This is a genomic window from Streptomyces sp. AM6-12, from assembly GCF_044327085.1.
Lineage (GTDB): Bacteria > Actinomycetota > Actinomycetes > Streptomycetales > Streptomycetaceae > Streptomyces.
The window spans coordinates 5,490,713-5,503,215 of sequence record NZ_JBIQWN010000001.1 but is presented as its reverse complement, the minus strand read 5'-3'; the positions used below and the strand labels follow the sequence as shown (position 1 = coordinate 5,503,215).

General features: G+C 70.2%; 9 protein-coding genes and 1 tRNA gene. 8 read left to right on the top strand and 2 right to left on the bottom strand.

Features of this window, described 5'->3' with window-relative positions; all coding sequences use genetic code 11:
* The first annotated feature begins 678 nt into the window (after nt 1-678).
* From ACE4Q9_RS24995 to ACE4Q9_RS24965, 7 genes are all read left to right on the top strand, one after another.
* Complete coding sequence (locus ACE4Q9_RS24995; RefSeq protein ID WP_397986475.1) at nt 679-2,982, top strand: FdhF/YdeP family oxidoreductase; 2,304 nt, start codon at nt 679-681, stop codon at nt 2,980-2,982.
* A gap of 46 nt (nt 2,983-3,028) precedes the next feature.
* Entirely contained in the window at nt 3,029-3,517 is a 489-nt protein-coding gene (locus tag ACE4Q9_RS24990) for a hotdog fold thioesterase (RefSeq protein ID WP_397986474.1), read from the top strand.
* 595 nt (nt 3,518-4,112) lie between these two features.
* Entirely contained in the window at nt 4,113-5,336 is a 1,224-nt protein-coding gene (locus ACE4Q9_RS24985; RefSeq protein ID WP_397986473.1) for a branched-chain amino acid ABC transporter substrate-binding protein, read from the top strand.
* A 108-nt stretch (nt 5,337-5,444) separates the two neighbouring features.
* Nucleotides 5,445-6,374, top strand: a complete 930-nt coding sequence (locus tag ACE4Q9_RS24980; protein WP_397986472.1) for a branched-chain amino acid ABC transporter permease — start codon at nt 5,445-5,447, stop codon at nt 6,372-6,374.
* Between the two features lie 5 nt (nt 6,375-6,379).
* The gene (locus ACE4Q9_RS24975; RefSeq protein ID WP_397986471.1) at nt 6,380-8,152 is read left to right on the top strand and encodes a branched-chain amino acid ABC transporter permease; all 1,773 of its coding nucleotides are present in this window, start codon (nt 6,380-6,382) and stop codon (nt 8,150-8,152) included.
* A gap of 6 nt (nt 8,153-8,158) precedes the next feature.
* Nucleotides 8,159-9,331 carry an ABC transporter ATP-binding protein gene (locus tag ACE4Q9_RS24970; protein WP_397986470.1) on the top strand — a complete coding sequence of 391 codons (1,173 nt, stop codon included), beginning with the start codon at nt 8,159-8,161 and terminating at the stop codon, nt 9,329-9,331.
* Entirely contained in the window at nt 9,328-10,044 is a 717-nt protein-coding gene (locus tag ACE4Q9_RS24965) for an ABC transporter ATP-binding protein (RefSeq protein WP_397986469.1), read from the top strand. Before ACE4Q9_RS24970 ends, ACE4Q9_RS24965 begins: the two co-directional genes overlap by 4 nt.
* A 70-nt stretch (nt 10,045-10,114) precedes the next feature.
* Here the strand turns inward: ACE4Q9_RS24965 and ACE4Q9_RS24960 are convergent, their stop codons facing one another.
* On the bottom strand, nt 10,115-10,771 hold the full coding sequence (locus tag ACE4Q9_RS24960; protein WP_397986468.1) for an ANTAR domain-containing response regulator: 657 nt from the start codon (nt 10,769-10,771) through the stop codon (nt 10,115-10,117).
* Nucleotides 10,772-10,871: 100 nt separating this feature from the next.
* Here ACE4Q9_RS24960 and ACE4Q9_RS24955 point away from each other — a divergent pair.
* Nucleotides 10,872-10,946, top strand: a tRNA-Leu gene (locus tag ACE4Q9_RS24955).
* A 93-nt stretch (nt 10,947-11,039) separates the two neighbouring features.
* Here the strand turns inward: ACE4Q9_RS24955 and pyk are convergent.
* Nucleotides 11,040-12,476, bottom strand: a complete 1,437-nt coding sequence (gene pyk, locus ACE4Q9_RS24950; RefSeq protein WP_397986467.1) for a pyruvate kinase — start codon at nt 12,474-12,476, stop codon at nt 11,040-11,042.
* Between the last annotated feature and the right edge of the window lie 27 nt (nt 12,477-12,503).

Genomic DNA, 12,503 nt, shown 5'->3' with positions numbered 1-12,503 from the left:
GGCCAGCGCTGTGGGGGCGCCTGGGCAGAGGGGCGACGGCGGAAGGCCACCGGGCGGACAGGAGGCGACGGCGGGCAGACCTTCACCGGATGCAACCTCGTGGAAGGCCGTAGCGAGCGCGCCCCCGCAGGGCCCCAGGGCGGCTCGCCGGGCAGAGCGGACGGGCGACGTCGAGCCTGTGCCTCCGGTCACCGCCGTCGCGGCGGGGCGCCGTCGCCCCTCACTCGCTGCCGCGTCGGACCGTACCCCGGTCATCGCCGCCCCCACCGAACGCGAAGCCGACCGGCCCTCGGCCATGCCGGGGAACGCCAACCCGTACTGATCGCCCCCGGCGGAGAACCCACCCGCGCCGGGCAGCCTCAGGCAACGGAAGCCGCGGCGAGCGGGACGCAGGCGGCGCCGTCGCGGCGGACCGCCCTCGGACCCCTCCGGGCAAGCCGACCACCGACACCACCGACCGCCCTCCCCACCGGCCCCGCCACCGCAGCCCCACCGTCCCCCTCCCCGCCGGCCCCGCCACCGCAGCCCCATCGCCCCCCCGTCACTCCCACTGGAACTGCCCCGCCCTTCCCGTCGGCCCACCCCTCGTCGCCCCCTGGAACCGGCCGTTCCCGATGTCAGTGGCCCGTGGGAGGATCGGGCCCGTACGTGGTGGACGCAGTCGAAGGGGAGCGTGCGATGGCGACGAAGCCGCCGAAGGGTGATCCGGTGCAGGACGCGCCGCGGGTCGCGGAGCCGAAGCACGCGGCGGCGGGGTTGCCGGCCATCGGGCACACCCTGCGGATCGCGCAGCGGCAGATGGGGGTCAAGCGCACCGCGCTGACGCTGCTGCGGGTGAACCAGAAGGACGGCTTCGACTGCCCCGGCTGCGCCTGGCCGGAGCCGGAGCACCGGCACACCGCGGAGTTCTGCGAGAACGGCGCGAAGGCGGTGGCCGAGGAGGCCACCCTGCGCCGGGTCACCCCGGAGTTCTTCGCCGCGCACTCCGTCGCCGACCTGGCGACCAGAAGCGGGTACTGGCTGGGCCAGCAGGGCCGGCTCACCCATCCCATGTACCTCCCCGAGGGGGCGGCGCATTACGAGCCGGTCACCTGGGAGCGCGCCTTCGGCATCATCGCCGAGGAGATCGCCGCGCTCGCCTCCCCGGACGAGGCCGTCTTCTACACCTCGGGCCGCACCAGCAACGAGGCGGCGTTCCTGTACCAGCTGTTCGCGCGCGAGCTGGGCACGAACAACCTGCCGGACTGTTCCAACATGTGCCACGAGTCGTCCGGCTCGGCGCTCACGGAGACCATCGGCATCGGCAAGGGCAGCGTCCTCCTGGAGGACCTGTACCAGGCCGATCTGATCATCGTGGCGGGCCAGAACCCGGGCACGAACCACCCCCGGATGCTGTCCGCGCTGGAGAAGGCCAAGGCGAACGGCGCGAAGATCATCAGCGTCAACCCGCTGCCCGAGGCCGGCCTGGAGCGGTTCAAGAACCCGCAGACCCCGCAGGGCATGCTCAAGGGCGCCGCCCTCACCGATCTGTTCCTCCAGATCCGCATCGGCGGCGACCAGGCACTCTTCCGTCTCCTGAACAAGCTGATCCTGGAGACGGAGGGCGCGGTCGACGAGGAGTTCGTGCGGGAACACACGCATGGATTCGAGGAGTTCGCCAAGACCGCGCGGTCCGCCGACTGGGAGCAGACGCTGGCCGCGACCGGTCTGGGCCGCGCGGAGATCGAGCGGGCGCTGGAGCTGGTGCTCGCCTCCGAGCGGACCATCGTGTGCTGGGCGATGGGCCTGACCCAGCACAAGCACTCCGTGCCGACCATCCGCGAGGTCGTCAACTTCCTGCTGCTGCGCGGCAACATCGGCCGGCCGGGCGCGGGCGTGTGCCCGGTGCGCGGCCATTCGAACGTGCAGGGCGACCGCACGATGGGCATCTTCGAGCGGCCCGCGCCCGCCTTCCTGGACGCGCTGGAGCGGGAGTTCGGGTTCGCGCCCCCGCGGGAGCACGGCTTCGACGTCGTACGGGCGATCCGCGCGCTGCGCGACGGCGAGGCGAAGGTGTTCTTCGCCATGGGCGGCAACTTCGTCTCCGCGTCCCCCGACACCGAGGTGACCGAGGCGGCGATGCGGCGGGCGCGCCTGACCGTGCATGTGTCGACCAAGCTGAACCGCTCGCACACGGTCACCGGCGCACGGGCGCTGATCCTGCCCACCCTGGGCCGCACCGAGCGCGATGTGCAGGCGAGCGGCGAGCAGTTCGTGACCGTCGAGGACTCCATGGGCATGGTGCACGCCTCGCGCGGCCGGCTGGCGCCCGCGAGCGCGCGGCTGCTGTCCGAGCCGGCGATCGTGTGCCGGATGGCGCGCGCGGTGCTCGGGGAGCGCAGCGTCGTGCCGTGGGAGGAGTTCGAGAAGGACTACGCGGCCGTCCGCGACCGCATCGCGCGGGTGGTGCCGGGGTTCGCGGACTTCAACGCGCGGGTGGCCCGGCCCGGCGGTTTCGCGCTGCCGCACGCGCCGCGCGACGAGCGCCGCTTCCCGACCGCCACCGGCAAGGCGAACTTCACCGCGGCGCCGGTGGAGTACCCCGAACTGCCCGCGGGGCGGCTGCTGTTGCAGACGCTGCGCTCGCACGACCAGTACAACACCACGATCTACGGCCTGGACGACCGCTACCGCGGCATCACGGGCGGCCGCCGGGTGGTGCTGGTGAACGCCGAGGACGCGCGGGCGCTCGGGTTCGCCGAGGGAGCGTACGTGGATCTGGTGAGCGAGTGGCGGGACGGCGTGGAGCGGCGGGCGCCCGGTTTCCGGGTGGTGCTCTACCCGACGGCCCGCGGCTGCGCGGCCGCCTACTACCCGGAGACCAACGTGCTGGTACCGCTGGACGCGACGGCCGACACCAGCAACACGCCGGCCAGCAAGTCGGTGATCGTACGCCTGGAGGCGCACGTGGAAGGCCGTCTGGAACAATCGGCGACCGACTGAGCGTCCGCTCAGGTTAAGACAGGTGTACGACGAACGGAGCCGGCCCATGGGCGAGCAGCAGCAGGTGCGATTCCCGCAGGAGGTCATCGAGGAGTACGCGGCGCTCGGCGTGGACCTGCCCGCCCTGTTCTCGGCCGGCGACCTCGGCACGCGGATGGGCGTGCAGATCCTGGAGGCGTCCGCCGACAAGGTCGTCGGGACGATGCCGGTGGAGGGCAACACACAGCCGTACGGCCTGCTGCACGGCGGCGCCTCGGCGGTGCTCGCGGAGACGCTGGGCTCGGTCGGCGCGATGCTGCACGGCGGCAGCACCAAGGTCGCCGTCGGCGTGGACCTCAACTGCACGCATCACCGGGGGGTCCGCTCGGGTCTGGTGACCGGTGTGGCCACGCCCGTGCACCGGGGCCGGTCGACGGCGACGTACGAGGTCGTGATCAGCGACGAGCAGGGCCGCCGGGTGTGCAGCGCGCGGCTGACCTGCATGCTCCGCGACCTCGGCGTGCGAAACGGCGAACAGGCGCCCGCGGCGGTCTGACGGTTCCTCAGCAAAAGCCCGGTCCACTTCCCAAAAGGGGTGCGACCGGGCCTTTTTGTCTCCGATACCGCGTCATACCGACGTCATCCCGCATACGGAAAAGTGGAATTATCGCGTCCGGCCGAGATGACCCCTTGACGGCCCGCGAGACGGGGGTGGATATACCAGCGCCCGGCCGCCCGAAATTGCTGTACACCGCACCTTTATTTTCCGGCGTAACGCTGCGTAACGCGCACGCAATAAGCCCCTTCCGACTCCGCTGCGGGGCCGGACCTGCGGGTGATCTTCGCCGGGCGCCCTGGGAGCGCGGGGCCCGCCGGGCCGCGACCTCGGCGCGAGGGCCAACCGGAAGTGCGCATTCTCAAAATGTGGACCTCGGGGAAATTCCGCCAAACCGGCCGAGAGTATCCCCGGCGGAACTTTCCCGTCCACGCCGTCATAACAAGAAAGTCACAAGGAAGCCCACGGCGCTGCCCAGGTCTCCATAGCGGGCTTAGAGTCACGGCCAGTCACCGCTCCAACGGGAGTTCGGTACCAACGCGGCTCCACGCCGTCCCGTTCCAGGGACCGCCCATGCCTGCGGAAAGGATCGATTGTGCGACAGCGTTCTCTGGTGATTCTCGCCTCCGTTCTGACGACCGGGGCTCTGACTCTCACCGCCTGCGGCTCCCGCAACAACGACAGCAAGGGCGGCGACAGCGGCAACGTGACGGTCACCATCGGCGTGGACGCGCCGCTGACCGGCCAGAACTCCGCGACCGGCCTCGGCATCCAGTACGGCGCGCAGATAGCGGTCGACGACGCGAACAAGAACAAGACCGTGCCCGGCGTGACCTTCAAGGTCAAGGCCCTGGACGACAAGGCGATCCCGGCCACCGGCCAGCAGAACGCCACCCAGCTGGTCGCCGAGAAGGACGTCCTCGGTGTGGTCGGCCCGCTCAACTCCGGTGTGGCCACCCAGATGCAGCAGGTCCTGGACACCGCCAACCTGGTGGAGATCTCGCCGTCCAACACCTCCCCCGAGCTGACGCAGGGCAAGAACTGGCAGACCAAGAAGGTCCGTCCGTTCAAGACCTACTTCCGCACCGCGACCACCGACGCCCTCCAGGGCGCGTTCGCGGCGGACTACGCCTTCAACGGGCTGCACAAGAAGAAGGCGTTCGTCGTCGACGACAAGCAGACCTACGGCGCCGGCCTCACCAAGATCTTCAAGGAGCAGTTCGCCAAGCAGGGCGGCAAGGTCATCGGCACCGACCACGTCAGCGTGGGCGACCGCGACTTCTCCACCCTCGTCACCAAGATCAAGAGCTCCGGCGCCGACATCCTGTACTACGGTGGCCAGTACGACGAGTCCCAGGTGCTGACCAAGCAGCTCAAGGACGCCGGCGCCAAGATCCCGCTGTTCGGCGGCGACGGCATGTTCACCCCGACCTACATCCAGACCGCCGGCAAGGCAGCCGAGGGCGACCTCGCGACCTCCATCGGCGTCCCGGTCGACACCCTGCCCGCCGCCAAGGACTTCGTGGCCACCTACAAGGCCAAGAAGTACCCCGGTGACTACGGCACCTACGGCTCGTACTCCTACGACGCCACCACCGCGATCATCAAGGCCGTCGGCCAGGTCGTGAAGGACGGCAAGATCCCGGACGACGCCCGCGCCAAGGTCGTCGACGCCGTGCAGCACAACTCCTTCGAGGGCATCTCCGGCAAGATCTCCTTCGACGAGTTCGGTGACACCACGAACAAGCAGCTGACCGTCTACCAGGTCGTCAACGGCGCGTGGAAGGCCGTCAAGAGCGGCGTCGCCAACCCCAAGTAGCCCGCGGCACACACCGCGACACCAGGGCCGCGCGGCGCTGACCACCGTCACCGCGCGGCCCGCCTTCTACCGCCCTCTTGACTCTCCCCACCACATGGAGGCCATGCGGTGAACACCCTGCCGCAGCAGCTGGCCAACGGGCTGTTCCTCGGCTCGATGTACGGCCTGATCGCCATCGGGTACACGATGGTGTACGGCATCGTCCAGCTCATCAACTTCGCTCACGGCGAGATCTTCATGACGGGAGGCTTCGGCGCCCTCACGGTGTATCTCGTCCTGCCGCACGGCATATCCATGTGGATAGCCCTGCCGGCGATGCTCGTCGGCGGCGCCCTGGTCGCCGTACTCATCGCCGTCGGCGCCGAACGCTTCGCCTACCGGCCACTGCGCGGCGCGCCACGCCTGGCACCGCTCATCACGGCCATCGGTCTCTCGCTCGCGCTCCAGCAGCTCGTCTTCAACCTGTACCCGAACGCCAAGTCCGCCCGCGTCTTCCCGCAGCTGCCGTTCGGGCCCTACCACCTGGGCTCGATCACCGTGCAGAGCGGCGACCTCTTCCTGATCATCGCCGCCCCGCTGTGCATGGCGGTCCTCGCCTTCTTCGTCCGGCTCTCGCGCACCGGCCGCGCCATGCAGGCCACGGCGCAGGACCCGGACACCGCCCAGCTGATGGGCATCGACACCAACCGCATCATCGTGATCGCGTTCGCCATCGGCGGCCTGTTCGCGGCGGTCGCGGGCACGGCGTACGGCCTCAAGTACGGCGCCGTCGACTACCAGATGGGCTTCCTCGCCGGCCTCAAGGCGTTCACCGCGGCCGTCCTCGGCGGCATCGGCAACATCTACGGCGCCATGCTCGGCGGTCTCGTCCTCGGCCTCGCCGAAGCCATGGCCACCGCCTACATCGCCAACATCCCCGGTATGCACCAGCTCGGCGGCCAGGGCTGGGCGCCGGTGTGGGCCTTCGTCCTCCTCATCCTCGTACTCCTCATCAGGCCACAGGGCCTGCTCGGCGAACGCGTCGCGGACAGGGCGTGAGCACCATGACCGACACCACCCTCCAGACCCCGGCAGCGCGCGGCCCCCTGCCGCTCCCGCCCGCGGTGGCCCGGCCGCTCATCGCCGCCGGCGCCGCCGGCACCATCGCCAGCGCCTTCATGAGCTGGACCTGGACGCCCGACTTCCCCGGCAACCTGACCATCTACGGCTACCCCGCCGGCCTCCAGATCCTGGCCCTGGTCGCCGCCGCGCTCACCCTGCTGCACGTGCTCGCCGTGTGGCGGGTCAAGGGCCTCGGCTGGCTCAACCCGTCGGGCGCCACCAGCCCGGTGCTGCTCACCAGCCTGTCCGCGTTCACCGTCTGCTGGTTCACCGGCATCGCGATCGCCGTCGACCTCGGCGGCCTGGTCAACCTCGATCCCGGCGCGTACGTCGCGATGGTGGCCTCCGCGCTCTGTGTCCTCGGCGCGCTCGCCCTGCCCCACCCGGCTCCGGGCACCGGCCTCAAGGGCTACCTGACCAAGCCCGAACAGCCCCGCCCCGGCATCCTGTCGCCGCTCGCCGAGCGGGCCGTCGTCACCGTCGGCACCGCCCTCGGCCTGGTGGTCTTCACCTACGGCATCGGCATCAACGACGACGACAGCGAGACCTTCATCGGCTTCCTGCTGGTCTGCGCGTTCGCCGCCTGGGGCCTGGTGCACGCCGGGCTCCTCGACCGGTACGCGACCATGTCCACCCGCCACAAGGGCTTCGCGGCCTGCCTGGCGTTCGTGGCCGCCGTGATCTTCCCGTTCACCCAGAGCGACGACCACAACGCCAACATCGGCGTGAACATCCTCATCTTCGCCACCGTCGCGCTCGGCCTGAACATCGTCGTCGGCCTCACCGGACTGCTCGACCTCGGCTACGTCGCCTTCCTCGGCGTCGGCGCCTACGCGGCCGCGCTGGTCTCCGGCTCCGAGTACTCCCCCATCCACGTGCAGTTCCCCTTCTGGGCCGCCGCCCTCACCGGCATGGCCGCCTCGCTGGTCTTCGGCGTCCTGATCGGCGCGCCGACCCTGCGGCTGCGCGGTGACTACCTGGCCATCGTGACGCTTGGCTTCGGAGAGATCTTCCGCATCGCCGTGAACAACCTGGACGGCGACTCCGGTCCGAACATCACCCGCGGCCCCAACGGCATCACCCAGATCCCCGACATCAAACTCTTCGGGTTCAACCTGGGCGACGCCCACACCCTCGGCTCGTTCACCCTCGGCCGGTTCGCCAACTACCTGTTCCTGATGCTGATCATCACGGCCATCGTGGTGCTCGTCTTCACCCGCGCCGCCGACTCCCGTATCGGCCGCTCCTGGATCGCCATCCGCGAGGACGAGACCGCCGCGACCGCCATGGGCATCAACGGCTTCCGGGCCAAGCTGATCGCCTTCGCGCTCGGCGCCTCCCTGGCGGGCCTGGCCGGCACCGTGATGGCGCACGTGAACTACAGCGTCAACCCGCAGCCGTACCAGTTCGCCGGGGCCGCGCCGCCCAACTCGGCCTTCCTGCTGGCCGCCGTCGTCCTCGGTGGCATGGGCACCGTCAGCGGCCCGCTGCTCGGCGCCAGCCTGCTGTACCTCATCCCGGAGAAGCTCCAGTTCATGCAGAACTACGAGCTGCTCACCTTCGGTGTCGCGCTGATCCTGCTCATGCGGTTCAGGCCGGAGGGCATCATCGCCGACCGGCGCCGCAGGCTGGAGTTCCACGAGACCGGCCAGCTCGACGTACCGGCACAGACGACGCTGTCCGAGGACGCGGCCGTCACCAAGGCAGGGGCGTAAGGAACCATGACGACACCTGTACTCGAAGCCCGTGACGTGACCATGCGGTTCGGCGGTCTGACCGCCGTACGGTCCGTGGACTTCACGGTGAACAGCGGCGAGATCGTCGGCCTGATCGGGCCGAACGGCGCCGGCAAGACCACCTTCTTCAACTGCCTCACCGGTCTGTACGTCCCGACCGAGGGCACCGTCGCCTACCAGGGCAAGGTGCTGCCGCCCAAGCCGCACCTGGTGACGCAGGCGGGCATCGCCCGTACCTTCCAGAACATCCGCCTCTTCGCCAACATGACCGTGCTGGAGAACGTCCTCGTGGGCCGCCACACGCGGACCAGGGAGGGCCTGTGGTCGGCGCTGCTGCGCGGCCCCGGCTTCCGCAAGGCCGAACGCGAGTCCGAGGCGCGGGCCCTGGAGCTCCTGGAGTTCGTCGATCTGGCCGGCAAGCGCGAGCACCTGGCACGCAATCTGCCCTACGGCGAGCAGCGCAAGCTGGAGATCGCGCGGGCGCTGGCCAGCGAGCCGGGCCTGCTCCTCCTGGACGAGCCGACGGCGGGCATGAACCCGCAGGAGACCCGCGCCACCGAGGAACTGGTCTTCGCCATCCGGGACATGGGCATCGCCGTCCTCGTCATCGAGCACGACATGCGGTTCATCTTCAACCTGTGCGACCGCGTCGCCGTGCTCGTGCAGGGCGAGAAGCTGATCGAGGGCACCTCCGAGGTCGTCCAGGCCGACGAGCGGGTCATCGCCGCCTACCTGGGCGAGCCCTTCGAGGGCGATCCGGGCGCCGCGGAGGCCGCGGAGATCGAGGCGGCGGAGGCCGGAGCGGCCCCGGCCGGCACGACCGGGGCTGGGACCGCCGGGGCCGGGACCGCCGGGGCCGAGCCCGCCGGGGCCGAGACCGCCGCAAACCAGACGGCCGGCACTGAGAAGGCCGAGGCCGGGACCGCCGCAGGCCAGACGGCCGGCACCGAGAACGCCGAGGCCGGGACCGCCGCAGGCCAGACGGCCGAGGGCAAGACGGCCGAGGCCGCAGCCGCCGCAGGCAAAACGGCCGGGGGCAAGACGGCCGGGGCCGGGACCGCCGCAGGCCAGACGGCCGAGGGCGAGGCGGCGGGGTCCGGGGCCGTCGAGGGTGGGGCGGCGGGGGCCGCCGACAGCACAGAGGGAGAGACCCAGTGACCGCACTGCTGGAGGTCGAGGACCTCAGGGTCGCCTACGGCAAGATCGAGGCCGTCAAGGGCATCTCGTTCAGCGTCGAGGCCGGCCAGGTCGTGACCCTCATCGGCACCAACGGCGCCGGCAAGACGACCACCCTGCGCACCCTGTCCGGGCTGCTCAAGCCGGTCGGCGGCAGGATCCTGTTCGACGGCAAGCCGCTCACCGGCGTCCCGGCGCACAAGATCGTCGCCCTGGGGCTCGCCCACTCCCCCGAGGGCCGGCACATCTTCCCGCGCCTGACCATCGCGGAGAACCTCCAGCTCGGCGCCTTCCTGCGCAAGGACAAGGACGGCATCGAGCGGGACGTCCAGCGCGCCTACGACCTCTTCCCGATCCTGGGCGAGCGGCGCAAGCAGGCCGCGGGCACCCTCTCGGGCGGCGAGCAGCAGATGCTGGCCATGGGCAGGGCGCTGATGTCCAGGCCGAAGCTGCTGATGCTGGACGAGCCGTCCATGGGCCTGTCCCCGATCATGATGCAGAAGATCCTGGCGACGATCGCCGAGCTGAAGTCCCAGGGCACCACCATCCTGCTGGTCGAGCAGAACGCCCAGGCGGCGCTCTCGCTCGCCGACCAGGGCCATGTGATGGAGGTCGGCTCGATCGTGCTGTCCGGCACCGGACAGGACCTGCTGCACGACGAGTCGGTCCGCAAGGCGTATCTGGGCGAGGACTGACGCCCTGCGCGTACGGCGATGCCCGCGCCCCCCCGGCGAGGGGGACGCGGGCATCGCCGTACCGCGGGACTCAGCCCTTCTTCGCGGCCTTCTTCTCCTCGTTGTCCGTGATCACGGCCTCGGCGACCTGCTGCATCGACATGCGGCGGTCCATGGAGGTCTTCTGGATCCAGCGGAAGGCGGCCGGCTCGGTCAGGCCGTACTCGGTCTGGAGGATGGACTTGGCGCGGTCGACCAGCTTGCGGGTCTCCAGGCGCAGGGTGAGGTCGGCGACCTCCTGCTCCAGCTGCTTCAGCTCGGTGAAGCGGGAGACGGCCATCTCGATCGCCGGCACCACGTCGCTCTTGCTGAACGGCTTGACCAGGTACGCCATCGCACCGGCGTCCCGCGCCCGCTCGACCAGGTCGCGCTGGGAGAAGGCGGTGAGCATCAGGACCGGGGCGATGGACTCCTCGGCGATCCTCTCGGCCGCGGAGATGCCGTCCAGCTTGGGCATCTTCACGTCCAGGATGACCAGGTCCGGCCGGTGCTCGCGGGCCAGCTCGACCGCCTGCTCGCCGTCGCCGGCCTCACCGACGACGGTGTAGCCCTCCTCCTCCAGCATCTCCTTGAGGTCGAGCCGGATCAGGGCCTCGTCCTCGGCGATGACGACACGGGTCGTCAGCGGAGGCACGTGCGACTTGTCGTCGTCGGGCGCGTCTACGGGCTGGGGCGACTCGGCGGTCACGGGGGCTCCTCGTTCGGTGCAGGGGTACTGCTGACAAGAGCCTACCTAGCTACGGTATGGTGGACGCGCGGAGGGTCGGGGGAAACCTTGGATTCTGCGAGCCCCGGTAGCCCAATTGGCAGCAGGCAACGGATTCAAAACCCGTACAGTGTCGGTTCGAGTCCGACCCGGGGCACTTTTTCCTTGTTTTCCAAGGTCACCGGTTTTCTTGATTCACAGGTTTGTGCGGGCCCCTTCGGCAAAGGGGCCCTTTCCGTGTGCCGGACCGCTACGCCTCCGGGTCGTTCTCGCCGATGCGGTGGACGCGGACCATGTTGGTGGAACCGGAGACTCCGGGCGGGGAGCCGGCCGTGATCACCACGAGGTCGCCCTTCTCGCAGCGGCCGTACCGCAGCAGCAGCTCGTCCACCTGGTCGACCATGGCGTCCGTGGAGTCCACGTGCGGGCCGAGGAAGGTCTCGGCGCCCCAGGTGAGGCTGAGCTGGGAGCGGGTGGCCGGCTCGGGGGTGAAGGCGAGCAGCGGGATCGGCGGGCGGTAGCGGGAGAGCCGGCGGGCGGTGTCCCCGGACTGGGTGAAGGCCACCAGGAACTTGGCGCCGAGGAAGTCGCCCATCTCGGCGGCCGCGCGGGCGACCGCGCCGCCCTGGGTGCGCGGCTTGTTCCGCTCGGTCAGCGTCGGCAGCCCCTTGGCCAGCATGTCCTCCTCGGCCGCCGTGACGATCTTCGCCATGGTGCGTACGGTCTCCACCGGGTACTTGCCGACACTGGTCTCGCCGGAGAGCATCACCGCGTCCGTGCCGTCGAGGACCGCGTTGGCCACGTCGGAGGCCTCGGCGCGGGTGGGCCGGGAGTTGTCGACCATGGAGTCGAGCATCTGGGTGGCGACGATGACCGGCTTGGCGTTGCGCCGGGCGAGCTTGATGGCGCGCTTCTGGACGATCGGCACCTGCTCCAGGGGCATTTCCACCCCGAGGTCGCCGCGCGCGACCATCAGTCCGTCGAAGGCGGCCACGATGTCGTCCAGGTTGGCGACCGCCTGCGGCTTCTCGATCTTGGCGATCACCGGGAGGCGGCGGCCCTCCTCGGCCATGATGCGGTGCACCACCCGGATGTCGTTGCCGCTGCGCACGAAGGACAGGGCGATGATGTCGACGCCGGTGTGCAGCGCCCAGCGCAGGTCCTCCTCGTCCTTCTCGGACAGGGCGGGCACGGAGACGGCGACACCGGGCAGGTTGAGGCCCTTGTGGTCGGAGACCATGCCGCCCTCGACCACGCGGGTGCGCACGCGAGGGCCGTCGACGGCGGTGACCTCCAGGCAGACCCGGCCGTCGTCCACCAGGACGCGCTCACCGGGGGCGACGTCTCCGGCGAGCCCCGCGTACGTGGTGCCGCACCGGTGGCGGTCCCCCTCTACGCCCTCTTCGACGGTGATGGTGAATTCATCACCGCGTTCAAGCAGTACCGGTCCTTCGGCGAACCGGCCGAGTCGGATCTTCGGACCTTGAAGGTCGGCGAGGATTCCGACACTGCGGCCGGTTTCGTCGGCAGCCTTGCGCACGCGCTGGTAACGCTCCTCGTGTTCGGCGCGGGTGCCGTGGCTGAGGTTGAGGCGGGCTACGTCCATTCCGGCCCCGACCAGTGCCTTGATCTGGTCGTACGAGTCGGTGGCGGGCCCCAATGTACAAACGATCTTTGCTCGGCGCATGGTTCGAGCCTAGGGCTTACCCGTCGG